This window comes from Conyzicola lurida, assembly GCF_014204935.1.
In the GTDB taxonomy this organism is placed as follows: Bacteria; Actinomycetota; Actinomycetes; order Actinomycetales; family Microbacteriaceae; genus Conyzicola; species Conyzicola lurida.
The window spans coordinates 2,674,181-2,697,510 of the sequence record NZ_JACHMJ010000001.1 but is presented as its reverse complement, the minus strand read 5'-3'; the positions used below and the strand labels follow the sequence as shown (position 1 = coordinate 2,697,510).

Genomic DNA, 23,330 nt, shown 5'->3' with positions numbered 1-23,330 from the left:
AGTGTACAACTCGGGTCCCGAGGGGGTTATTCCCGTGACGTTCTGAGACGCTCGGCGGTGTCGGCGGTGAGCAGCGCGCGGGCGGCGGGCTCGTCGATGACGAGGTCGGTGATCATGCCCGCGGCGAGGGCGCCCCGCAGCGCGGTGATCTTCGACGAACCGGAAACGACGCAGATGCGGCGGGCGACCGCGTGCATCACGGCGGGGTCGGGGCCCGTCGAACGGTCGTTGAGCGGGATGCCGTCCGAGCTTCCGTCGATGCGGTAGAAGACGGTGGCGATGTCGCCGACGACGTGGCTCGCGTCGAGGATCGCGTAGTCGGCCTCGTCGAGGTAGCCGCCGGCGTAGACGTGGCTGGGCACCTCGGAGAAGGGGGAACCCACGCCGAAGAGGGCGATATCCATGCGCTGTTGGATGGCGAGCACGCGCTTGGTGGTGCGTTCGCGCCACATCGCTTCTTTGGTGCGCGGGTCGTCGAAGAACGCGGGCACAGGGAACTGCTGCACGGGGGCGTCGAACGCCTTGCCGAAGCGGCGCAGGATCTCGCTCGCATAGTCGATGCCGGTCGTCGACGTGTTGCCGGCGCCGTTGAGCTGCACGATGCGCGAGTTGTGCGTCTCTTTGCGGGGGAGGTGGCGGCTGACCGCGTTGATCGTGGCGCCCCATGCGACCCCGAGAATCATGTTGGAATCGAAGAACGGGGTGAGAATCCGTGCAGCGCTGATCGCTACGCGTTCGAGCCGGTCGATGTCGCTGGTCGCCTCGGGCACCGGCACGACGTGTGCGTTGACCCGGAACCGCTCGGCGATGTCGTGCTGCAGCACCGACAGTTTGTCGAGTGGCGAGACCACCCGGATCTCCACCAGCCCGTGCTGCCGGGCGTAGCTCAACAGGCGGGATACCGAGGATCGCGAGGTGCGCAGCTCGCTCGCGATGGCATCCATCGTGAGGTCTTGGAGGTAGTACAGCTGGGCAGCGCGCAGGGCTTCGCGGGACTTCTCCGGCGTCGCCGGTTCACCGTTTGTTTGCCAGTCGGCAGCCTGCACGTTTGTTCACGCTCCTTGTCGATCCGTTGCTCCGCTCCCAGTATGGATGCATCGGGCGCATTCGTGCCCCGATCCGAACTGCGACGTTCATCGCGGTCCGGCCTTAAGAACGCTCGAGAACGTGAAAGCGATGCACCCAGTGAAGTCTTCAGAGTCGATGCCGACGGGCGATCTCCGTCACGAAGTGGCCGCGCTTATCGAGCGACCGAAGGCCCAGGTCCTGGTGATCGGCGGCGGTATCAACGGAATCGCGACCTTCCGCGACCTCGCCCTGCAGGGCGTCGACGTCGTGCTCGTCGAGCGCAGCGACTACTGCTCGGGTGCGTCGGCCGCGTCATCCCACATGATCCACGGTGGCGTGCGCTACCTCGAGAACGGCGAGTTCCGCCTCGTCCGCGAGTCGGTCACGGAGCGCAACGGCCTGCTGCGCATCGCGCCGCACTACGTGAAGCCGCTGCAGACCACCATCCCGATCTACTCGACCTTCAGCGGCATCCTCTCTGCCCCTCTCCGGTTCCTCACCCACAAGTCGGGCGCCCCCAAGGAGCGCGGTGCGCTGCTGATCAAGGTCGGCCTCGTGCTGTACGACTCCTTCTCGCGCGACGGCGGCTCTGTTCCCCGTCACACCTTCGTCGGTCGTAAGAAGGCGCTGAAGGCGCTGCCGTCGCTGAACCCCGGCGTCAAGTACACGGCCACCTACTTCGACGCCTCCGTGCACGAGCCCGAGCGCCTCGCGCTCGACGTGCTGCGCGACGGCCTCGCTGCGGGCGACAACGCCCGCAGCAGCAACTACGTCGAGGCGGTCGGATCGACCGCCGAGGGCGTGCTGCTGCGCGACATGACCACCGGCCGCGAGTTCACCATCGACGCCGACGTGGTCGTCAACGCCTCCGGGCCGTGGACCGACCTCACCAACGAGGCTCTCGGCGACGAGACCGCGTACATGGGCGGCACCAAGGGCTCGCACATCGTGCTCGACAACCCGGCGCTGCTCGAAGCCTGCGCCGGCCGCGAGATGTTCTTCGAGCACAAGGACGGGCGCATCGTGCTCATCTACCCGCTCAACGGCAAGGTCATGGTCGGTACCACCGACCTCGAGGCCGACATCCGCGAGCCCGCCGTCTGCACTGACGAAGAGATCGACTACTTCTTCGACCTCGTCGCGAACGTCTTCCCGAGCATCCCCGTGAGCCGCGACCAGATCGTCTACAGCTTCTCCGGCGTGCGCCCGCTGCCCCGCCACGACGACATGCAGCCCGGCTTCGTGTCGCGCGACTACCGCATCGTCGCCGGAAAGCTCGGCCGTGCCGACCTGCTCAGCCTCGTCGGCGGCAAGTGGACCACTTTCCGCGCCCTCGCCGAGCACATCAGCACCGACGTGCTCGCGCTGCTCGGATCGAAGCGCACCGTCGACACCAAGAACCTCGAGATCGGCGGAGGCCGCGGCTACCCGCGCACCGACGAGGCCCGCGACAACTGGATCACCGCCCACTCCGGCTTCGTCGGCAAGGCGCGCGCCGCCCAGCTGTTCGACCGCTACGGAACACGTGCTGTCGAGGTGCTTGACGCGATCGATTCAGGGGAGGATGCTCCCCTTCGTAACTCCACCGAGTTCAGCCTCCTCGAGGTCGAACACATCGTCGCGACGGAATCGGTCGTACACATGAGCGATCTTCTGCTGCGTCGTACGAACCTTGCATTCACCGGTGATATTACGGTGGAGTTGCTCGAAGAACTCGTCGAGATCGCCGCCGGCGTTCTCGGCTGGACGCAAGAACGCCAGGCTGACGAAATCCGTCAGACGGTGGCACTGCTCGCAGATTCCCACAACGTGCACATCGCGCACGCGGTGAGCGTCTCGAACTAAGCGGAGTCACGGCGTAGGTACTCACCAGAAAGGTCAACGTGGACAATCTCGGTTTAATCTTCCTCTCGGAAACAGTGGGCACGGCTCTCCTGACGCTGCTCGGTTGCGGCGTCGTCGCGAACGTTCTGCTCACCAAGTCCAAGGGCCTCGGCGGCGGCACGCTCATGATCAACTTCGGTTGGGGCCTCGCGGTCTTCGCCGCAGTGACCGCGTCGTACTCCTCCGGCGCCCACCTCAACCCGGCCGTCACCCTCGGCCTCCTGGCGAGCGGAGCCGACCTGTCGGCGCTCGACGTGGTGATCTACATCGTCGCGCAGCTGATCGGTGCATTCCTCGGTGCCGTTCTCGCCTACCTGGCGTACAAGAAGCACTTCGACGAGGAGCCGGATGCCGGTATCAAACTCGGTATCTTCGCCACGGGCCCCGCCATCCGTAGCTACGGCTGGAACTTCATCACCGAGGTCATCGGTACCTTCGTGCTGGTGTTCGTGGTCATCGGCTTCGGTCGCGTCGGAGACGCCGACGCCAGCACCCCCGCCGGCCTCGCAGCCCTCGGCGCACTCCCCGTCGCGCTGCTCGTCGTCGGCATCGGTGCGTCGCTCGGCGGCCCCACGGGCTACGCCATCAACCCTGCCCGTGACCTCGGCCCGCGCCTCGCGCACGCCGTCCTCCCGATCAAGGGCAAGGGCACCAGCGACTGGTCCTACAGCTGGGTGCCGATCGCCGGCCCCATCGTCGGCGGTGTTCTCGCCGGCCTGCTGTCGATCCCGCTCCTTCCCCTCCTCTCCGCTTAGCTCATACGCACTTCGCATTTTCTGCACACCCACAAAGGAGTGAATTAGTACATGACCAAATATGTAGTCGCAATCGACCAGGGCACGACCAGCACGAGGGCCATCGTGTTCAACCACGAGGGCGGCATCGTCTCGTCCGGCCAGATGGAGCACGACCAGATCCTGCCCAAGGCCGGCTGGGTCGAGCACGACCCCGAGCAGATCTGGCGCAACACGCGTGAGGTCATCGGTCAGGCGCTGTCGAAGGCAGACATCACCCGCCACGACGTCGAAGCCGTCGGCATCACCAACCAGCGCGAGACCGCCGTCGTCTGGGACAAGAACACGGGCAAGCCCGTCTACAACGCGATCGTCTGGCAGGACACGCGCACCCAGGACATCGTCGACCGCCTCGCGGCCGACGGCGGCGTCGAGCGCTTCAAGCCCACCGTCGGTCTCCCGCTCGCCACCTACTTCTCCGGAACCAAGATCGTCTGGATCCTCGAGAACGTCGAAGGCGCCCGCGAGAAGGCCGAGGCCGGCGACCTGCTGTTCGGCACAACCGACAGCTGGGTCCTCTGGAACCTCACCGGCGGCACCGAGGGCGGCGTGCACGCGACCGACGTCACCAACGCGTCGCGCACCCTGTTCATGGACCTCGAGACCCTGCAGTGGGACGAGGAAATCCTCGGCATCTTCGGCGTACCGCTGTCGATGATGCCCGAGATCCGCTCCTCCTCCGAGGTCTACGGCACCGTGGAGTCCTCCTCGCTGCTCCGCGAGGTGCCGGTTGCCGGCATCCTCGGCGACCAGCAGGCGGCCACGTTCGGACAGGCGGCCTTCGAGGCCGGCGAGTCGAAGAACACGTACGGCACCGGTAACTTCCTGATCTTCAACACGGGCGAAGAGATCGTCCACTCGAAGAACGGGCTGCTCACCACGCTCGGCTACAAGCTGGGCGACGCCAAGCCGCACTACGCGCTCGAGGGATCGATCGCCGTGACCGGTTCGCTCGTGCAGTGGCTGCGCGACAACCTCGGCATCATCAACTCGGCGCCCGAGATCGAGACGCTCGCCGCCACGGTCGAGGACAACGGTGGAGCTTACTTCGTTCCCGCCTTCTCGGGACTGTTCGCGCCGTACTGGCGCTCGGACGCCCGCGGGGCGCTGGTGGGCCTCACCCGCTACGTGAACAAGGGCCACATCGCCCGTGCCGCCCTCGAGGCGACCGCGTTCCAGACCCGCGAGGTTCTCGACGCGGTCAACGCCGATGCCGGTGTCGATCTCGAAGAGCTCAAGGTCGACGGCGGCATGGTCGCGAACGACGCGCTCATGCAGTTCCAGGCCGACATCCTCGGCGTGCCCGTCGTGCGTCCCGTCGTCGCGGAGACCACCGCGCTCGGCGCCGCCTACGCGGCCGGCCTCGCCGTCGGGTTCTGGAAGGACCTCGCCGACGTGGGACAGAACTGGCAGGAAGACAAGCGCTGGGAGCCGAACATGGAGCCCGCCGAGCGCGAGCGCCAGCTGCGCAACTGGAAGAAGGCCGTCACCAAGACCTTCGACTGGGTCGACGAAGACGTGAAGTAGCTCTACCCTCGCAAAGCCAGGGGCGTCGCCGGTGTGGTCCGGCGGCGCCCCTTTTGTGTGCCCGAGCGGCCGCCCAGGTTCATGATTCAGGCGGGATGCCGCATCGCCGCCGACTGCCCCGCGGGATCACGGGGTGCCTCGACGTGCGATACCCATCGGGCCTGAATGACGAACGCGGCTTCTCCACAGATACGCGAAACCTGGCATCGTGGGTGCCCCAGTCGCCCACACTCGACGAATGGATGCCGCTCGCACTCTCGCCGCGCTGGGGGAGCCGGTCGCAACCCGGACGCAACTCCTCCGCGCCGGAGCGACGTCGCGCGACCTCACGGCGGCGGTCCGGTCCCGCTCGCTGGTCAGGGTCCGCGAGGGCTACTACGCGTCGCCCGTGGCCGAGGAGAAGCTGCTCCAGGCCGTGCGCATAGGCGGCAGACTCGGTTGCATTTCAGCTCTGGAGCAGAACGGTGTGTGGGTGATTCCACACCTGTTCGCCCACGTCTCCATGGAATCCAGGGCGTCGCGAATGCGCAGCCCTCGCAACCGGCTCCTGCCGCTCGCAGGACTGAATCGCGACGGCTGCGAGCTCCACTGGGCGCCCACTCCGCGCGCCGACGCGTCGGTCCACACCTCAAGCGTCGTCAACGCCCTGTCGCATGCGGTGCGGTGTCAACCCGCCGAACTCGCCATCGCCGCACTCGACAGCGCACTGTACGGAAAACTCGTGACGCCGGCGGAGGTGCACTCAGTCTTCTCCGGCTTGCCGAAGCACTTCGCGCCGCTCGAGTCGCGCATCGATGCGCGCTGCATGTCCGGTATCGAGACGATCATCCGCCTCGAACTCGTCGCCCTCGGCATCCCGTTCGAGACGCAGGTCAGATTCCCGGGCATCGGGGTGGTCGACTTCGTGGTCGCGGGCTGCGTCGTCGTCGAGACCGACGGGCGGGGCAACCACGACGGCGAGACCTACAGCGCACGGGACTACGACCGGGACGCCAAACTCGCGGCGCGCGGTTACATCGTCGTTCGGCTCAACTACCGGCAGGTCATGTTCGAGCGCGAGCTCGCCATCGCCGCGATCCTGGGCGCATTGAGGTCGCACCGCCGTGGACCGGCTGCCTGACGTGTTCATGATTCAGGCCGGATGCCGCGGCCGGCGATCCGCCGACCCGGACCCGGGCGCACCCGGCCGGGCCGCGCGAACCAGCCTGAATCACGAACGCGCGCGCGTTAACGACGAAGCGCCCGCACCCTCGAGGGGTGCGGGCGCCGACGCGGAGGCTAGACCTCGTAGTCCATGTCGCGCGTCTCCTTGCTGATGAACAGCGCGACGAGGGTGATGACGGCGGCGGCGCTCAGGTAGAGGCCGACGAGCACGGGGCTGCCGTCCGCGGCCGCGAGCAGCGCCAGGGCGATGGTCGGGGCGAGGGCCGCACCGAGAATCGACGCGACGTTGTAGCTGATCGCGCTTCCGGTGTAGCGCACGTTGGTCGGGAACAGCTCGGGCAGTACGGAACCCATCGGGCCGAAGGTCAGACCCATGAGCGCGAAGCCGATGATGAGCAGCGCCATGACGCCGACCGTTCCTGCGCCGAACAGCGGCACGAAGAGCGCACCGAAGACGATGATGCCCGCGGTCGTGAGGAGCAGCGTCTTGCGGCGTCCGTACTTCTCGGCCAGCGGCCCGGAGACGAGCGTGAAGATACCGAAAAAGACGCAGCCGATGATCAGCATGATCAGGAACTCGTTACGCGTGTAGCCGAGGCCGGGCACGAATGCTTCCGCGTTGAACGGCTTGCCCGCGGCTTCGGCAGCGGCGGCCGCGTCGGAGGCCGACTTCGCCGTGGTGCCGTAGCTCAGCGTGAACGCGGTCATCAGGTAGAAGAGCACGTAGGTGGCGAGCATGATGAACGTGCCGAGGATCAGCGGGCGCCAGCTGCCCTTCAGCACGCGGGCGAGGGGCAGCTTGGCGACCTCTCCGCGCTCGACGACCTTGGTGAAGGCGGGGGTCTCGACGAGCTTGAGGCGCACGTACAGGCCGACGATCACGAGCACTGCCGAGGCGATGAACGGCACGCGCCATCCCCAGGCCTGGAACGCCTCGGGGTCGAGGTTGAGCGACAGGATGAGGAAGACACCGTTGGCGATGATGAAGCCGATCGGGGCGCCCAGCTGCGGGAAGGTGCCGTAGATGGCGCGCTTGCCCTTCGGTGCGTTCTCTGTCGCGAGCAGCGCGGCGCCGCTCCATTCGCCGCCGAGGCCGATGCCCTGCGCGAAGCGCATCAGCACGAGGAGCGCCGGGGCGAGCACCTGCCAGCCGGGCGTGAGCGCGGTCGGCAGGATTCCGATGATGAACGTCGCGATACCCATCGTGAGCAGCGAGGCGACGAGCGTGCCCTTGCGTCCGATGCGGTCGCCGAAGTGGCCGAAGACGATCGAGCCGATGGGGCGCGCGATGAACGCGACACCGAAGGCCGCGAACGAGGCGAGCTGGGCCGCTACCGCGTTGTCGCTGGGGAAGAAGAGGATCGGGAAGACGAGCACGGCCGCCGTGGCGTACACGTAGAAGTCGTAGAACTCGATCGAGGTGCCGATGAGGCTCGCGAGGATGACACGTGAACGGGGATTAACGGGGGCCGATGGCGCGACAGTGGCGTCGACTTGAGACATGAAGGGACTGCTCCGAATGGCATAAAAATGGCATGAGAAATACGGGATGCGCGAGTGGCGCAGAAGAGGATGCCGCTTGTAGCAGCCCCACTACCCTACGCCTGAATCAAAAGTGCTGTTGGCAGCGTGTCCAGATCGTGAATAACCAGAACACCGGATGCCGCGGCGCGGGCCAGCTCGTCGGCCGTCGCCGCGCTCTTCCGGTCGAGCCACACACCCCGCAGTCCCGCGGAGGCGGCCCCCATCGCGTCCGTCTCGAACCGGTCCCCGACGTAGACCGCATCGGCGGGGTCGACGCCCAGTGCCGCGCAGGCGTGGTGGAAGATCCGCGCATCGGGCTTCGCGAACCCCAGCTGGCCGCTCGCGAAAGTCTGCTCGATTCTGGCGGCCAGCCCCGTGGCATCCAGCTTCACCTGTTGGAACGGCAGTTCGCCGTTCGTGATCACGCCGAACCTCACCCCGGGAATGCCTGCCTCGAGCGCGTCGAGGCAGGGGAGGGTGTCGTCGTACAGCACCCAGGCCCGCTCGTACTCGACGAGGTAGCGGCCGAACCACTCGTCGGCGTCAGCGTCGGCCGCGAGGTCGATGCCGTAGGGCTCGACGAAGCCGCGGGCGCGGTGGCGGCGCTGCTCGCGGTAGTCCAGCTCGCCGGCGAGATAGCGATGGTAGTGGTGCTCCTCGAGCGCGGTCCAGCGCTCGAGTTCGACGGTCTCGTCGGCGGCGGCGAGAGCGCCTCCGTGCGCCGCGCGGTAGGCGGCGACCCCGCGCGCTACGGCCCGCGAGTGGGCGAAGAGCGTGTCGTCGAGGTCGAACAGCACGACGGACGGGGCGGTCACAGCGGCCAGCCGTCCTGTCGTTCGCGGTCGTCGCTGCGCAGCAGGGAGGCTTCCCAGGCGTCGACGCGGTGGTCGCGGTGCACGATCGACTGACGCAGGGTTCCCTCGAAGTGGAAGCCGTTGCCGCGGGCGACGTGCGCGGACGAGAAGTTGCCGACGAACGCGTTCCAGTGGATGCGCACGAGGTCGAGCCCCAGGGGGTCGAGCGCGTACTCGACGAGCGCCTGCAGTGCCTCGGTCATGAGCGACTGGCCGCGGTGCTCTCTGCCCAGCCAGTAGCCGACGGTCGCCGAGCCGACGGGTTCGAAGCGCAGCTCGATCACTCCGAGCAGAACACCCTCGGCCGAGCGGATAGCCCAGAGGGTGAGCGTGTCGGACGACGCGGCATCCTCCGCATAGGTCGTCGCGAAGTAGCCGGCGTCGGCGCGCGAGTACGGCGACGGAATGTGCACCCAGCGCTGGATCTCGACGTCCTGGCAGTACCGGTAGATGGCGTCGGCGTCGGAGGGCAGCAGCGCGTCGAGCGTCAGACGCTCGGAGCGGATGACGGCCGGGATCATGCGCGGGGCAGCAGACCGATTCGGTCGTACACGGTGGCGAGAGTGGCGTCGGCGATCGCCGCGGCCTTGTCGGCGCCCTTCGCGAGGATGCGGTCGAGTTCGGCCGGGTCGTCGAGCAGCTCGAGGGTGCGCGCGCGGATGGGTCCGAATGTCTCGACGACGACCTCGGCGAGCTCCTTCTTGAAGTCGCCGTAGCCGCGGCCCGCGTACTCGGTCTCGAGGGACTCGATGGAGCGGTCGGCCAGCACGGAGTAGATCGTCAGCAGGTTCGAGATGCCCGGCTTGCCGGCCACGTCGTAGCGCACCTCGCCGTCGCTGTCGGTGGTCGCGGACTTGATCTTCTTCGCGCTCTTGCTCGGCTCGTCCAGCATCCAGATGACGCCCTTGTCGGTCGAGGCCGACTTGCTCATCTTGTTGGTGGGCTCCTGCAGGTCGTAGATCTTGGCGGTGGCCTTCTGGATCTGCGCCTCGGGAATGACGAAGGTCTCGCCGAAGCGCGAGTTGAACCGGGTGGCGAGATCGCGGGTGAGTTCGACGTGTTGACGCTGGTCCTCGCCGACGGGCACGTCGACGGCGTTGTAGAGCAGGATGTCGGCGGCCATGAGCATCGGGTAGGCGAACAGGCCGACCGTGGTGGCGTCGGTGCCCTGCTTGGCCGACTTGTCTTTGAACTGGGTCATGCGCGCGGCCTCGCCGAAACCGGTGATCGTGTTGAGCACCCAGGCGAGCTGCGGGTGGGCGAGCACGTGCGACTGCACGAACAGCGTCGACAGCTCGGGGTCGATACCCGCGGCGATGTACTGGGCGGCGGTGCGGCGGGTCGCCTCGCGCAGCTCGGCCGGGTCCTGCGCCACCGTGATCGCGTGCAGGTCGACGACGCAGAAGATGGCGTCGTGGCTGACCTGCATCTGCTTCCACTGCAGCAGCGCGCCGATGTAGTTGCCGATCTGGAGGGAGTCGGCGGACGGCTGCATACCGGAGAAGAGGCGGGGCTTGGTGGTCATGGTGTCCAGTCTTTCAGACAAAGCGGGCCGATCCTGCCCTCAGCGGGTTGAGCCTCTCGAAACCCGCCTCGGCACGGGTTTCGACAGGCTCAACCCGCGAGCCGCACTAGATCGCGTAATCCACGACCACGGGCGCGTGGTCGCTCCAGCGGGTGTCCCACGCCGACGCGCGGTCGACCGTGTAGTTCTTTACCGTGGCCGCGAGTGCCGGGGTCGCGAGGTGGTAGTCGATGCGCCATCCGGTGTTCGTATCGAAGGCCTGACCGCGCTGGGACCACCAGGTGTAGGGGCCTTCGACCTCGCCGGCCCACTGGCGGCCGACGTCGACCCAGCCGAGGCCCGGTCCGGTGGAGCCGTCGACGCCGGTGACCGTCGTGCCGGCCTCGCCGAAGAAGCGGTCGAAGTAGGCGCGCTCTTCGAGCAGGAAGCCGGCGCTCTTGCGGTTGCCCTTCCAGTTCTTGATGTCGAGTTCGCGGTGGCCGACGTTGAGGTCGCCGACGATGAGGGCGAGCTCGCTGTGCGCGGCGATCTCGGGCATACGCGCGGTCATCGCGTCGAGGAACTTGTACTTCTCGACCTGCTTCGGGGTGTCGACGACGCCCGAGTGCACGTAGGTGCTGACGACGGTGACGACCTTGCCGTCGACCTCGTAGTCGGCTTCGAGCCAGCGGCCGGCGCTGTCGAACTCGTCGTCGCCGAGGGTGACGCGGTGGATGCTCGCTTTGTTGCGGCTGGCGAGTGCGACGCCCGCGCGGCCCTTGGCGGTCGCGGCGTCGTGCAGGATGTCCCACTCGGGGCCGAGCAGGTCTTCGAGGATCTCGGTGGTCGCGCGCACCTCCTGCATCGCCAGGATGTCGACGTTGCGGTCGGCGAGCCAGTCGCCCATGCCCTTCTTGTACGAGGCACGGATGCCGTTGACGTTGACGGATGCGACGCGGAGGGGGGAGACCATTCCTCTACTTTACGAGTCGCCACCGTCATCGTCGGCGCGACGCTTGCGTCGGAACAGCCGTGCGAGGCCGTGCGGTTCGCGGGCCTTCTCGGCGACCCGTTCGAGCTCGGCGATACGCTCGCGTTCCGCCTGCGCCTTCGCCGCGGCGACGGGGTCGGCGGCGATGCCGGCGTCGTCCATGCCGACCGAGATCCAGGCGGCGGCGACCAGGATCACCTGGCAGACCAGGTTGAGGAAGATGAGGAGTCCGGCGATGATCGCGAACGAGGCGATGAGCGGGTTGTTGCTGGCGCCGCCGAGGAGCAGCCCGCCGAGCAGCTTGAGCACGCCGAGGCCGACGCCGCCGATGAGCGCGCCGCCCACGAGCCGACGGAACGGGATTGGGATGCCGGCGAGCACCCGGTAGAGCGCCGCGAGCACGGCGGTGTCGATTACCAGCACGACGAGCAGACCGACGATGCGGCCGCCGATGGTGCCGACCGTCGACTCCGCTCCGATGCCGGTGACCGCGAGGAACCAGGAGAGCGCCGAGGTGCTCACCGTGGAGAGCACGGTCGACACGATGAGCGCGACGCCGAAGCCGACCGCGAGACCGAGGTCCTTGAGCTTCAGCAGGATGAAGTTGGTCGAGTCCGGCGCGATCGCGAAGATGCGGCGCACGGCCTCGCGCGCGGACGCCAGGAAGCCGACCGCGGTGAAGAACAATCCGACGAGCGCGATGGCGCCCGTCCAATTCAGGATGCCGGCCGAGAGCAGGTCGTCGGGGTCGATGGCGCCGTCCGTGCCGCCCGATTTGATCAGCCCCGGCACCGCATTCGCGATGGTGTCGACGAGCGACTCGCGCAGCTCGGGGTTGCCCGCGACCACCAGCCCGATGATCGAGAAGCCGACCCAGAGCCCGGCGAAAGTCGCGAACAGGCCTTGGTTGGCGAGGCCCGAGGCCATCAGCGGGCCGCCGGACGACGAGTAGTGCTGGAACACGCGTACCGGCTTGAGCTTCATCACCTTCGCGATGATCGCGGCGATGCCGGTGGGTGCGGCGGGAGGCTGGGTCGTGTTATCGGCCATTGTTCAACCCTACGGTGATGCGACGGTTTACAGCGTGCCGATCGCGGTGGACAGATACGGCGCGGTGCGGCTGCTGGCGTGGGCCGCGACCTCGGCGGGAGTGCCCGCGACGACGAGGCGTCCGCCGGAATCGCCGCCACCGGGGCCCATGTCGATCACCCAGTCGGCCGCCGCGACGACGTCCATCTCGTGTTCGACCACGACCACCGTGTTGCCCGCGTCGACGAGGCCGTTCAGCTGTTCGACGAGCAGCCGGATGTCGGCGGGATGCAGTCCCGTCGTGGGTTCGTCGAGCAGGTAGAGGGTGTGTCCGCGGCGGGCGCGCTGCAGCTCGGTCGCCAGTTTGATGCGCTGGGCCTCGCCGCCCGAGAGCTCGGTGGCGGGCTGGCCGAGGCGCAGGTAGCCGAGGCCGACCTGGCGCAGGGTCTCGAGGCTGCGCGCGGCGGCGGGCACGCCGGAGAGGAACTCGGCGGCGGCGTCCACGGTGAGCCCGAGAACCTCGGCGACGGTCTTGCCGTCGTAGGTCACCTCGAGTGTCTCGGCGTTGTAGCGCGTGCCCTCGCACTCGGGGCACGGCGCGTAGCTGCCCGGCAGAAAGAGCAGCTCGACCGAGACGAAGCCTTCGCCGAGGCAGGTCTCGCAGCGGCCGCCCGCGACGTTGAACGAGAAGCGCCCGGCATCGAAGCCGCGCTCCTTGGCACCGGGCGTGGCGGCGAACGCGGCGCGCACTGCGTCGAACAGGCCGGTGTAGGTGGCGAGGTTCGATCGGGGTGTGCGGCCGATCGCCTTCTGGTCGACCTGCACGATGCGGTCGACCGCATCGCTCACGGTCTCGGCGAGCACGTGGCCCACCAGCGTCGACTTGCCAGAGCCGGAAACCCCGGTGACGGCGGTCAGCACCCCGAGAGGCACGTCGACGTCGACACCCCGCAGGTTGTGCTTCGTGACGTCGCGGAGGCGCAGCCAGCCGCTCGCGTCGCGGGTCGGCCGCGCGGGCTCTGGCGCATCCGTCGCCGGGAAAAGATAGGGCCGGGTGACGGATTCGTCGATCGACGCCAGACCGTCGACGGGGCCGCTGTAGAGCACCGATCCGCCGCCCGTACCGGCACCGGGCCCGACGTCGACGATCCAGTCGGCGCGGCGCACGACGTCCATGTTGTGCTCGACCACGAAGACCGAGTTGCCCGAATCCTTGAGCTGCTGCAGCACCTCGATCAGCGGCTCGGCGTCGGCGGGGTGCAGGCCGGCCGACGGCTCGTCGAGCACGTAGATCACGCCGAAGAGGCCCGACCGCAGCTGGGTCGCGATGCGCAGGCGCTGCATCTCGCCGGGGGAGAGGGTGGGGGTGGCGCGGCCGAGGCTGAGGTAGCCGAGGCCCAGGCCGACCAGCACGTCGACGCGTGCGACGAGGTCGGTGGTGATGGTGACAGCGACCTCGGTGCGCTCGCCCGACGACTTCGACGACACGGCGGCACCGGCGGCGGTCAGCCGCGTGGTGGGGCGCAGCACGTCGGCGAGGTCTTCGAGCGGCAGGGCGTTCAGCTCGGCGATCGTGAGCCCGGCGAAGGTCACCGCGAGGGCGGCGCGGGTGAGACCGCTGCCGCCGCACAGCGTGCACGGGCCGGTCTCGACGAACTGCAGCGCGCGGTTGCGCTGGCTCTCGCTCTTCGAATCGGCGAGCGTGTGCATGATGTAGCTGGTCGCGCTCCAGAAACGGCCCTTGTAGGGCTTCGCCACACGGTCGCGCTGCGGGGTGACCTCGACGACGGGCTGCTCGCCGGTGAACAGGATCCAGTCGCGGTCCTTCTGGGGAAGATCCCGCCACGGCGTCTCGATGTCGTAGCCGAGCCCGGCAGTCACGTCGCGCAGGTTCTTGCCCTGCCAAGCGCCGGGCCAGGCGGCGATCGCGCCGTCCCGGATGCTCAGCGACGGATCGTGCACCGCCGAGCTCTCGGTCACCTCGTGGGCGACGCCGAGCCCGTGGCAGCGTGGGCAGGCGCCCGCCGCGGTGTTCGGCGAGAACGAGTCGGACTCGAGCCGCTTCGGGGCGTCGGCGGGGTAGCTGCCGGCGCGCGAGTAGAGCATGCGCGTCGAGTTCGACAGCGTGGTCAGCGTGCCGACGGTCGACCGCGAGCTGGGCGAACCACGCCGCTGCTGCAGGGCGACGGCGGGCGGGAGCCCGGTGATCTCGTCCACGTGCGGGGTGTTGCCCTGCGCGATGAGCCGGCGGGCGTACGGCGCGACCGACTCGAAGAACCGGCGCTGCGCCTCGGCGAAGATCGTGCCGAAGGCGAGCGACGACTTGCCAGACCCGGAAACGCCGGTGAAGGCGACGATGCTGTCGCGCGGCACGTCCACGTCGACGTCGCGAAGGTTGTTCTCCCGTGCCCCTCGGACACGGACAAAACCGGAGGGCTGGTTCGACGTCATTGGCCTAACACTATGCGGCGGGCCCGAATGAGCCGCATCGAGCGCCCGCCATTGACAACGGGCAGGCGTGGCTGAGGTTTGTCACGCTCGCGGCTGCACGAACAGCCGCGTGCGCCACAAACCCCAGCGCACCCGCGACAAACCTCAGCGCGCGAGACGACGCTGAGCGCCGCACACGGATGGCGGAGGTGACGGCTTGCCGTTCTGCTGGTCGCTCCCTCGCGAGCAACGCTGGCGCGTTGCCGGTGCGGGGCGTTCATGCGCGGCAAGCCACCACTGCGCTACGGCTTGCCGCGCATGATCGCCTGCTTGACCTCGGCGATCGCCTGCGTGACCTGAATGCCGCGGGGGCACGCCTCGGAGCAGTTGAAGGTCGTGCGGCAGCGCCAGACGCCTTCCTTGTCGTTGAGGATGTCGAGGCGAACCTGGGCACCTTCGTCACGCGAGTCGAAGATGAAGCGGTGGGCGTTGACGATGGCGGCCGGCCCGAAGTACTGGCCGTCGGTCCAGAACACGGGGCAGCTCGACGTGCACGCGGCGCAGAGGATGCACTTGGTGGTGTCGTCGAAGCGGGCGCGCTCCACGGGGCTCTGCTTGCGCTCCTTGCCGTCCTTCGTGCCCGAGGAGGCCATGAGGAACGGGTTGATCTGGCGGTACGACTCGAAGAAGGGCTCCATGTCGACGATGAGGTCCTTCTCGAGCGGCAGGCCCTTGATCGCCTCGACGTAGATCGGCTTCGAGATGTCGAGGTCCTTGATCAGCGTCTTGCAGGCGAGTCGGTTGCGGCCGTTGATGCGCATGGCGTCCGAGCCGCAGATGCCGTGGGCGCAGCTGCGACGGAAGGTCAGCGAGCCGTCCTGCTCCCACTTGATCTTGTGCAGCGCGTCGAGGATACGGTCGGTGCCGTACACCTCGACGTCGAAGTCCTGCCAGCGCGGCTCGTCGTCCACGTCCGGGTCGAACCGACGGATGATGAGGGTCGCCGTGAAGGTCGGGATGACCTCCGGAACGTTCGGCTTGTTCTCCAGAACTGCAGTACTCACTAGTACTTCCTCTCCATCGGCTGGTAGCGCGTGATGACGACGGGCTTGGTGTCGAGCTTGATGTGGTCGCCGGCGTCCGCGGAGTGCGCGTCGCCGGTCAGGTAGGCCATGGTGTGCACGAGCCAGTTGGCGTCGTCGCGGGTCGGGAAGTCCTCGCGGAAGTGGCCGCCGCGGCTCTCCTCGCGCGACAGCGCCGAGTAGACGACGACCTCGGCCAGGTCGAGCAGGAATCCGAGCTCGACCGCTTCGAGCAGGTCGGTGTTGAACCGCTTGCCCTTGTCCTGCACGGCGATGTTCTTGTAGCGCTCACGAAGTCCCTCGATCACGTGGGTGACTTCGATGAGCGTCTCGGCGGTGCGGAACACCTGCGCGTTCCGGTCCATCGAGTCCTGCAGCTCCTTGCGGATCGCGGCAATACGCTCGGTCCCGTTCGAGTTGCTCAGGGTCTCGAGCATGACCCGGATGTCGCGCGCGGGGTCCTCGGGAAGAGGAGTGAACTCGACCGTCTTGGCGTACGCCACCGCGTTGTTGCCCGCCCGCTTGCCGAACACGTTGATGTCGAGCAGCGAGTTGGTCCCGAGGCGGTTGGAGCCGTGCACCGAGACGCAGGCGCACTCGCCCGCGGCGTAGAGACCCGGAACGACCGTGGTGTTGTCGCGCAGCACCTCGGCGGCGACGTTGGTCGGGATGCCGCCCATCGCGTAGTGCGCGGTCGGCAGCACGGGCACCGGCTCGGTGTACGGCTCGACACCGAGGTAGGTGCGGGCGAACTCGGTGATGTCGGGCAGCTTCGCGTCGATCACCTCTTTGGAGAGATGGGTGATGTCGAGGTAGACGTAGTCCTTGTTCGGACCGCCGCCGCGCCCCTCGCGGATCTCGGTCGCCATGCAGCGGGCGACGATGTCGCGCGGCGCGAGGTCCTTGATCGTGGGGGCGTAGCGCTCCATAAAGCGCTCGCCCTCGCTGTTACGCAGAATGGCGCCCTCGCCCCGGGCGGCTTCGGAGAGCAGGATGCCGAGCCCGGCGAGGCCGGTCGGGTGGAACTGGAAGAACTCCATGTCCTCGAGCGGCAGGCCCTTGCGCCAGATGATGCCGACGCCGTCGCCCGTGAGGGTGTGGGCGTTCGAGGTGGTCTTGTAGATCTTGCCGAAACCGCCGGTGGCGAAGATGATCGCCTTGCCCTGGAAGACGTGCAGCTCGCCGGTCGAGAGCTCGTAGGCGACGACGCCCGACGGCTGGTCGACGCCGTCGACGTTGGTCATGACGAGGTCGAGCACGTAGAACTCGTTGAAGAAGTTGATGCCGAGACGCACGCAGTTCTGGTACAGCGTCTGGAGGATCATGTGGCCGGTGCGGTCGGCGGCGTAGCAGGCGCGGCGCACGGGGGTCTTGCCGTGGTCGGCGGTGTGGCCGCCGAATCGGCGCTGGTCGATCTTGCCGTCGGGCGTGCGGTTGAACGGCAGTCCCATGTTCTCGAGGTCGAAGACCGCCTCGATGGCTTCCTTCGCCAGGATCTCGGCGGCATCCTGGTCGACCAGGTAGTCGCCGCCCTTGACGGTGTCGAAGGTGTGCCACTCCCAGTTGTCCTCCTCCACGTTGGCGAGCGCGGCGGCCATGCCGCCCTGCGCCGCACCCGTGTGGGAGCGCGTGGGGTAGAGCTTCGAGATGACGGCGGTGTTCGCGTGCGGGCCGGCCTCGATCGCGGCGCGCATGCCGGCACCGCCGGCACCCACGATCACGATGTCGTGCTGGTGGTAGTGGACACCGTCGACGATGGCACCGTCGGCGTACTTGTTGAAGGCTGCGTCTGACATCTTGTGGGAATACGTCTTTCTACTGCGCTGACGGTCCGGTTACGGGACGGGGCAGAAGCTCGGGAGCAGGTCGGCCGTGGCGTTCGCCGGGCACGGGTCGAAGGTATAGATCACGAGCGTGCCCAGCAGGAGCAGCACGGCGGTCGAGGCGAAGATCGCCCCGAGCAGCACGCGGCGCACGGTGGGGTTGTTCGCGTAGTCGTTGACGATCGTGCGCATGCCGTTCGCGCCGTGGATCAACGCGAGCCAGAGCAGCAGCGTGTCCCAGATAATCCAGAACGGGTCGGCGAGCTTGCCGGCCACGAAGGCGAAGTCGATGGCCTTGACGCCCTCGCCGGCGACGAGGTTGACGAAGAGGTGGCCGAAGATCAGCACGAGCAGCACGACGCCGCTGGCGCGCATGTAGATCCAGCCGTACTTCTCCCAGTTGATGCCGCGGCGCGGGCGGCCGGAACCCGAGCGGGGCGCGTCGATGGTCGTCATCGTCAACCTCCGAAGACGTGCATGAGCTGGCGGGGGATGAACCCGATGAGCAGGACGACCCAGAGCCCGATTACGATGTAGAACATCAGCTTCTGGTGCTTGGTTCCCCAACCCCAGAAGTCGATCAGGATGATGCGCAGCCCGTTGAGGGCGTGCAGACCGATCGCGGCGACGAGGGCGATCTCACCGAGGCCCATGATGGGCGTCTTGTAGGTGTTGATCACCGCGTTGTACGCCTCGGGACTCACCCGCACGAGACTCGTGTCGAGAATGTGCACGAGAAGAAAGAAGTAGATAGCGACCCCGGTGATGCGGTGCAGCACCCACGACCACATGCCTTCGCGACCGCGGTACAGAGTGCCCGCCGGCCGTCTCGGAGACTTGATGGTGGGGACCGCGCGCTTTTTCGCCAGGGTTCCCGCCGATTCCTGTGGCACGTAACCCTCCTTGCGGATGATTGGCCTCACTGCCTACACGCCAGCGGGACCGGTGGATGTTCGGTCGTCGAACGTCACCATCCTATTCCGCGAGGTGCGTGCCCGCTTCTGAGGTGACCCTAATTAGCCGTCGACTACGACAGGCGGGCGGATGCCGCGGCCGACAGCCGCTCGTAGTGCCCGACGAGCTCGCCGCAGACCGCCTGCCACGACCGGCCCAGCACGGAGCGTCGGCCGGCCTCGCCCATGCGGGCGCGCAGCGCGGCATCCCGGCCGAGCAGGTTGACCCACGAGCGCAGGGCCTCGTCGTCGGACGGTTCGAACAGGAAGCCGTTGGTCCCGTGCTGCACGAGGTCGATCGGTCCGCCGGAGCGCGGGGCGACGACGGGCACCCCGCTCGCGAACGCCTCCTGCAGCGTCTGGCCGAAGGTCTCCTCGGCACCGGTGTGCACGAAGACGTCGAAGCTCGCGTAGGCGGCGGCGAGTTCGGGCCCGCCGAGCCGGCCGAGCCAGGTGACCGGCATGCCGGCCAGGGCGCGCTTCGCCGCGGGAGTGGACGGCCCGTCGCCGACGATCGCGAACCGCACGCCCGGGATGCCGCGGAGGGCGGCAAAGCGCTCCACCTGTTTCTCGGGCGCGATGCGGCCGACGTAGCCGACGACCACCTCGCCGTTCGGGGCGAGCCGCGCGCGCAAGTCGGCGGTGAGGGGGTCGAGGCGGTTCGCCGGGTGATAGCGCACGAGGTCGACGCCGCGTCCCCAGCGGGCGAGCCGGGGGATTCCGGCCGACTCGAGGTCGTGCATCGACGCGCTCGACGGCACGAGCGTGAGTTCGGCTCCCTCGTGGATCCAGCGCACGATTCGCCAGGCGACGGCCGTGGCCGCTCCCAGTCGATTGCGGCGCGCGTATCCGGCGACATCCGTCTGGAAAATCGCGACAGCGGGAATACCGAGCCGGTTCGCCGAGGCGATGGCCTGCGCGCCGAGGAGGAATGGCGACGCGGCGTGCACGACGTCGGGCGCGAAGTCGGCGAGCAGGCGCTGCACGGTCGGGCTCGGCAGGCCCACGGGGAACTGACGGTAGGCGAGAGCAGGCACCTCGTGCACGGGGAATCCGGCGTACTCGCGCGGGCTTCCCGCGGCCGGGGCGATGACCATGGCCTCGTGGCCCTCGGCGCGGAGGTGGTCGAGCACCTTGCAGACGCTGTTGGTGACACCGTTAGTAGTAGGGAGGAAACTTTCCGTGACGACGGCAATGCGCATTCGAGATACCCCGCTCCGTTGGCTGCTCCCACGCTAGATGCTCGGAATGACGCGGGGATGAATGGCGGGTGAAGGGTGGTGACCCGGGGTGCCGCAGCGCAGGCGCTAGGTTGGTCGGATGAGCGCCAACACTGAACCCCTCGAGCGTTTTTACAGCGTGATCCCCGCCGGCGGCATCGGATCGCGGCTGTGGCCGCTCTCGCGTGCCGACGCCCCCAAGTTCCTGCACGACCTGACCGGCAGCGGCCAGACCCTGCTCCGCGACACCTGGGACCGGCTCGTGCCGCTGTCGGGCGAGCAGCGAATCATGGTCGTCACCGGTCGCGCCCACCGTGCCGCGGTCGAGAAGCAGCTGCCCGAGCTCGCCGACCCCAACGTCGTGCTCGAGAGCGAGCCCAAAGACTCCACCGCCGCCATCGGCCTCGCCGCGGCGATCCTCGTCCGCCGCGAGCCCGACGTGGTGATCGGCTCGTTCGCGGCCGACCACGTGATCAAGGACAAGCGCGGCTTCCGTCGCTCGGTCATCGAGGCCGTCGCGGTCGCCGAAGCGGGCTACATCGCCACGATCGGCATCACGCCCAACGAGCCGGCCGTCGGTTTCGGCTACATCCACACCCGCGGCGAGCTCGAGGTCGACGGTGCGCCGAACGCGCTCTTCGTCGACTCATTCGTCGAGAAGCCCGACCTCAAGACCGCGGAGAAGTACGTCAAAAGCGGCGACTACCTGTGGAACGCGGGCATGTTCATCAGCCGCGCCGACGTGCTGCTCGAGCAGATCGGCAAGGCCAAGCCCGAGCTGCTCGCGGGGCTGCTCGAACTCGCCGCGGCCTGGGACACCCCCGAGCGCGGCGCCGTCGTCGACAAGGTCTGGCCCGTGCTCGAGAAGATCGCGATCGACTATACGGTCGCCGAGCCCGCAGCGAAGGCCGGCCGCCTCGCCGTCATCCCCGGCGACTTCGACTGGGACGACGTGGGCGACTTCGCCTCGATCGGCAAGCTGCACTCCGGCGGCCGCAAGAAGGACCTCGCCATCCTCGGCGAGCACGCCCGCGTTCTCGCCGACTCGTCCAGCGGCGTCGTCATCAGCCAGACCGGCCGCCTCATCTCGCTCATCGGCGTGACCGACATCGTCGTGGTCGACACGGCCGACGCGCTGCTGGTCACGACCACCGCGAACGCCCAGCGGGTCAAGTCGGTGGTGGACGCGCTCAAGCTCTCGGGCCGAAACGACGTGCTGTAGCCATGTCCGGCCGCATCCCGCTCATCATCGACACCGACACGGCGCAGGACGACTGCGTCGCACTGCTGGTCGGGCTGCTCGACCCGGCCGCCGATCTGCGCGCCATCACCATGGTCGCCGGCAACGTCGGGTTCGAACGCCAGGTGCTCAACGCCCAGATGACCCTCAGCGTCGCCGGCCGGCTCGGCGAAGTGCCCGTCTACCTCGGATGCCGCAGGCCGCTGGTTCGCGAGTGGGTGTCGGCGGAATACGCGCACGGCGACGGCGCCGGCGGGCTCACGATGGACTTCGACGGCCTCGCGCCGCAGCCCGAGCACGGCGTCGACGCCCTCATCGCGCAGACGGCGGCCGCGCCCGGCGAGATCACCATCCTCTGCATCGGGCCGCTCACCAACATCGCGATGGCGGCCATCAAAGACCCCGAGTTCGTGCGCAACGTGAAGGCGCTCGTCATCATGGGCGGATCGAACAACGCGCGGGGAAACATCACCGCCGCGGCCGAATACAACTTCTACGTCGACCCCGAGGCGGCGAGGACGGTGTTCGAGGCCGGGTTCGCCTCCGTCACCGTGGTGCCGTGGGCCCCGGTGATCCGGCGCGACGCCGTGTTCTCGCGGCGAACACTCGCCGAGATCGAGGCCATCGGCACCCCGCTCTCGCGCTTTTTCACCTGCATCGTCGAGACGACGCTCGGGTTCAACGAGAGCGTCGGTATCAACGGGTCGACGCATCCCGACTCGCTCACGGCCGCCATCATCGTGCGCCCCGACCTCGTCACGGCCACCGCCGAGTACGCGGTCGCGATCGAGACCGGCTCCGAACTCACGCGCGGCTACTCGGCGATGTCGTGGGGAGTCCACGGCCTCACGCCTAACGCCACCGTGGTCGAGGCCGTCGACGCGGAGAGTTTCGCCGACTACGTCGTCGCCCTTCTGTCGGCGGACATCACGCCGAGCCGCGAACTGCGCTGAATCCGGTTCAGCACGGGCCGAATTCAACCTGAGGATTTCCAAGACATTTCGGGAGCATCCCAGCTTTGTAACGACTCCCGTGCTCGGCCGGTTTTTCGCGTTACCCGATTGTCACAATATGTAATCTGGGTGGCATCCGCTCTGGTATCGCCAGGGCATGCATCTGGAGGAAATCTAGTGAACGTAATCACACGCAAGCGTGGTCTCGCTGGCCTGGCACTCGTCGGCACCGCAACCATGCTCCTGGCCGGCTGTGCAGCAGCACCCGAAGAGGGCGAGTCCGGCGCAGAGTCCGTCGACTACAAGGCCTGCGCCGTCTCCGACGAGGGCAGCTGGAACGACAAGTCGTTCAACGAGGCCGCCTACGCCGGTCTGACCAAGGCAGAAGACGAGCTCGGTGTCGAGATCGCCGACGCAGAGTCCGCGTCCGCCGACGACTTCGAGCCGAACCTCAGCAACATGATCGACGCGAACTGCGACATCATCTTCGCCGTCGGCTTCAACCTCATCGACGCGGTCAACGCCGCCGCGGTTGCCAACCCCGACAACCACTTCGTCACGATCGACGGCTACGTCGCCGACGAGTCGACCACGAACCTCAAGCCGATCATCTACTCGATGAACGAGTCCAGCTACCTCGCCGGCTATCTGGCCGCCGCGTACTCGACCACCAAGGTCATCGGCACCTACGGCGGACTCCAGATCGACGCCGTCACCGACTTCATGACCGGCTACTACTACGGTGCCAAGGCCTACGAGACCGAGACGGGCACCCCCGTCACCGTTCTCGGCTGGGACCCGACGGCAGCGACCGGACAGTTCACCGACGGCTTCGGCGACTCCGAAGGCGCCAAGAACATCAGCGCCGGCCAGATCGCCAGCGACGCTGACGTCATCTACCCGGTCGCCGGCGGCCTGTTCAGCGCCACCTCCGAGGCGATCAACGAGTCCGGAAAGGACGTCGTCTTCCTCGGCGTCGACCAGGACGTCGCAGTCACCAGCCCCGAGTACGCCGACCAGGTTCTGACCTCGGTGCTCAAGAAGATGACCGACGCCGTGTACGACGTCATCGAGGAGCAGGTCGGCGGCGCCACCTTCGACGCGACCCCCTACGTGGGAACGCTCGAGAACGGTGGAACCGGCCTCGCCGACTTCGGCACCTTCGACGACAAGGTGTCCGACGAGATCAAGGCGAAGCTCGAGGAGCTCACCGCCGGCATCATCGACGGAAGCATCGACCCGCTGAGCTAAGCAGCTCGTAGCACTGCGGAACGCCGGGGTGGCAGCCAT

At 67.8% G+C, this 23,330-nt stretch carries 20 protein-coding genes; 7 read left to right on the top strand and 13 right to left on the bottom strand.

What is annotated here, in order from left to right; genetic code table 11:
• Positions 1–26: 26 nt before the first annotated feature.
• On the bottom strand, positions 27–944 hold the full coding sequence (locus HD599_RS13135) for a sugar-binding transcriptional regulator (RefSeq protein WP_184240615.1): 918 nt from the start codon (positions 942–944) through the stop codon (positions 27–29).
• 232 nt (positions 945–1,176) lie between these two features.
• Here HD599_RS13135 and HD599_RS13130 point away from each other — a divergent pair, with 232 nt between their 5' ends.
• From HD599_RS13130 to HD599_RS13115, 4 genes are all read left to right on the top strand, one after another.
• Positions 1,177–2,913 carry a glycerol-3-phosphate dehydrogenase/oxidase gene (locus HD599_RS13130; RefSeq protein ID WP_425489163.1) on the top strand — a complete coding sequence of 579 codons (1,737 nt, stop codon included), beginning with the start codon at positions 1,177–1,179 and terminating at the stop codon, positions 2,911–2,913.
• Between the two features lie 74 nt (positions 2,914–2,987).
• Positions 2,988–3,707, top strand: coding sequence for an MIP/aquaporin family protein (locus tag HD599_RS13125; RefSeq protein ID WP_425489162.1), 720 nt, complete (start codon positions 2,988–2,990; stop codon positions 3,705–3,707).
• Between the two features lie 51 nt (positions 3,708–3,758).
• Entirely contained in the window at positions 3,759–5,273 is a 1,515-nt protein-coding gene (gene glpK, locus HD599_RS13120) for a glycerol kinase GlpK (RefSeq protein WP_184238281.1), read from the top strand.
• Positions 5,274–5,511: 238 nt separating this feature from the next.
• Positions 5,512–6,393 carry an endonuclease domain-containing protein gene (locus HD599_RS13115; protein ID WP_184238279.1) on the top strand — a complete coding sequence of 294 codons (882 nt, stop codon included), beginning with the start codon at positions 5,512–5,514 and terminating at the stop codon, positions 6,391–6,393.
• A 158-nt stretch (positions 6,394–6,551) separates the two neighbouring features.
• On the opposite strand, the gene HD599_RS13110 is transcribed toward HD599_RS13115, so the two are convergent.
• From HD599_RS13110 to HD599_RS13055, 12 genes are all read right to left on the bottom strand, one after another.
• On the bottom strand, positions 6,552–7,940 hold the full coding sequence (locus HD599_RS13110) for an MFS transporter (protein WP_184238277.1): 1,389 nt from the start codon (positions 7,938–7,940) through the stop codon (positions 6,552–6,554).
• A gap of 95 nt (positions 7,941–8,035) precedes the next feature.
• The gene (locus tag HD599_RS13105) at positions 8,036–8,776 is read right to left on the bottom strand and encodes an HAD-IA family hydrolase (protein ID WP_184238275.1); all 741 of its coding nucleotides are present in this window, start codon (positions 8,774–8,776) and stop codon (positions 8,036–8,038) included.
• Positions 8,773–9,336, bottom strand: coding sequence for a GNAT family N-acetyltransferase (locus HD599_RS13100; protein WP_184238273.1), 564 nt, complete (start codon positions 9,334–9,336; stop codon positions 8,773–8,775). Before HD599_RS13100 ends, HD599_RS13105 begins: the two co-directional genes overlap by 4 nt.
• Positions 9,333–10,340: a tryptophan--tRNA ligase gene (gene trpS, locus HD599_RS13095; RefSeq protein WP_184238271.1), complete on the bottom strand. Its 1,008-nt coding sequence runs from the start codon at positions 10,338–10,340 to the stop codon at positions 9,333–9,335. The genes HD599_RS13100 and trpS overlap by 4 nt, the downstream gene beginning before the upstream one ends.
• 106 nt (positions 10,341–10,446) lie before the next feature.
• Entirely contained in the window at positions 10,447–11,292 is an 846-nt protein-coding gene (locus HD599_RS13090; RefSeq protein WP_184238269.1) for an exodeoxyribonuclease III, read from the bottom strand.
• Between the two features lie 9 nt (positions 11,293–11,301).
• Positions 11,302–12,360: a YihY/virulence factor BrkB family protein gene (locus tag HD599_RS13085; RefSeq protein WP_184238267.1), complete on the bottom strand. Its 1,059-nt coding sequence runs from the start codon at positions 12,358–12,360 to the stop codon at positions 11,302–11,304.
• Between the two features lie 27 nt (positions 12,361–12,387).
• Entirely contained in the window at positions 12,388–14,790 is a 2,403-nt protein-coding gene (locus HD599_RS13080) for an ATP-binding cassette domain-containing protein (RefSeq protein ID WP_184238265.1), read from the bottom strand.
• A 281-nt stretch (positions 14,791–15,071) separates the two neighbouring features.
• Complete coding sequence (locus HD599_RS13075) at positions 15,072–15,833, bottom strand: succinate dehydrogenase iron-sulfur subunit (RefSeq protein ID WP_184238263.1); 762 nt, start codon at positions 15,831–15,833, stop codon at positions 15,072–15,074.
• Positions 15,833–17,647, bottom strand: a complete 1,815-nt coding sequence (gene sdhA / locus HD599_RS13070; protein WP_184238261.1) for a succinate dehydrogenase flavoprotein subunit — start codon at positions 17,645–17,647, stop codon at positions 15,833–15,835. Before sdhA ends, HD599_RS13075 begins: the two co-directional genes overlap by 1 nt.
• A 39-nt stretch (positions 17,648–17,686) precedes the next feature.
• The gene (locus tag HD599_RS13065) at positions 17,687–18,130 is read right to left on the bottom strand and encodes a succinate dehydrogenase hydrophobic membrane anchor subunit (protein ID WP_184238259.1); all 444 of its coding nucleotides are present in this window, start codon (positions 18,128–18,130) and stop codon (positions 17,687–17,689) included.
• Positions 18,131–18,132: 2 nt separating this feature from the next.
• A complete protein-coding gene (gene sdhC / locus HD599_RS13060) occupies positions 18,133–18,567 on the bottom strand; it encodes a succinate dehydrogenase, cytochrome b556 subunit (protein ID WP_184238257.1) in 435 nt (144 codons plus the stop codon).
• Between the two features lie 134 nt (positions 18,568–18,701).
• Complete coding sequence (locus tag HD599_RS13055) at positions 18,702–19,829, bottom strand: glycosyltransferase family 4 protein (protein WP_184238255.1); 1,128 nt, start codon at positions 19,827–19,829, stop codon at positions 18,702–18,704.
• A 118-nt stretch (positions 19,830–19,947) separates the two neighbouring features.
• On the opposite strand from HD599_RS13055, the gene HD599_RS13050 reads away from it, so the two are divergent.
• The 3 genes from HD599_RS13050 to HD599_RS13040 all read left to right on the top strand — a co-directional run bounded on the left by HD599_RS13050 (position 19,948) and on the right by HD599_RS13040 (position 23,291).
• Entirely contained in the window at positions 19,948–21,069 is a 1,122-nt protein-coding gene (locus HD599_RS13050) for a mannose-1-phosphate guanylyltransferase (protein WP_184238253.1), read from the top strand.
• 2 nt (positions 21,070–21,071) lie between these two features.
• Positions 21,072–22,040: a nucleoside hydrolase gene (locus HD599_RS13045; protein WP_184238251.1), complete on the top strand. Its 969-nt coding sequence runs from the start codon at positions 21,072–21,074 to the stop codon at positions 22,038–22,040.
• Between the two features lie 177 nt (positions 22,041–22,217).
• Entirely contained in the window at positions 22,218–23,291 is a 1,074-nt protein-coding gene (locus tag HD599_RS13040) for a BMP family ABC transporter substrate-binding protein (RefSeq protein WP_184238249.1), read from the top strand.
• Positions 23,292–23,330: the final 39 nt, after the last annotated feature.

Excerpts from the sequence above, each read along its gene's own strand:
- HD599_RS13110 (WP_184238277.1), bottom strand. The coding sequence starts at position 7,940 with ATGTCTCAAGTCGACGCCACTGTCGCGCCATCGGCCCCCGTTAATCCC.
- HD599_RS13100 (WP_184238273.1), bottom strand. The coding sequence starts at position 9,336 with ATGATCCCGGCCGTCATCCGCTCCGAGCGTCTGACGCTCGACGCGCTG.
- HD599_RS13065 (WP_184238259.1), bottom strand. The coding sequence starts at position 18,130 with ATGACGACCATCGACGCGCCCCGCTCGGGTTCCGGCCGCCCGCGCCGC.
- HD599_RS13090 (WP_184238269.1), bottom strand. The coding sequence starts at position 11,292 with ATGGTCTCCCCCCTCCGCGTCGCATCCGTCAACGTCAACGGCATCCGT.
- HD599_RS13130 (WP_425489163.1), top strand. The coding sequence starts at position 1,177 with ATGCACCCAGTGAAGTCTTCAGAGTCGATGCCGACGGGCGATCTCCGT.
- HD599_RS13045 (WP_184238251.1), top strand. The coding sequence starts at position 21,072 with ATGTCCGGCCGCATCCCGCTCATCATCGACACCGACACGGCGCAGGAC.
- sdhA (WP_184238261.1), bottom strand. The coding sequence starts at position 17,647 with ATGTCAGACGCAGCCTTCAACAAGTACGCCGACGGTGCCATCGTCGAC.
- HD599_RS13085 (WP_184238267.1), bottom strand. The coding sequence starts at position 12,360 with ATGGCCGATAACACGACCCAGCCTCCCGCCGCACCCACCGGCATCGCC.
- HD599_RS13055 (WP_184238255.1), bottom strand. The coding sequence starts at position 19,829 with ATGCGCATTGCCGTCGTCACGGAAAGTTTCCTCCCTACTACTAACGGT.
- HD599_RS13080 (WP_184238265.1), bottom strand. The coding sequence starts at position 14,790 with ATGACGTCGAACCAGCCCTCCGGTTTTGTCCGTGTCCGAGGGGCACGG.
- HD599_RS13115 (WP_184238279.1), top strand. The coding sequence starts at position 5,512 with ATGGATGCCGCTCGCACTCTCGCCGCGCTGGGGGAGCCGGTCGCAACC.
- HD599_RS13135 (WP_184240615.1), bottom strand. The coding sequence starts at position 944 with ATGGATGCCATCGCGAGCGAGCTGCGCACCTCGCGATCCTCGGTATCC.
- trpS (WP_184238271.1), bottom strand. The coding sequence starts at position 10,340 with ATGACCACCAAGCCCCGCCTCTTCTCCGGTATGCAGCCGTCCGCCGAC.
- HD599_RS13050 (WP_184238253.1), top strand. The coding sequence starts at position 19,948 with ATGAGCGCCAACACTGAACCCCTCGAGCGTTTTTACAGCGTGATCCCC.
- glpK (WP_184238281.1), top strand. The coding sequence starts at position 3,759 with ATGACCAAATATGTAGTCGCAATCGACCAGGGCACGACCAGCACGAGG.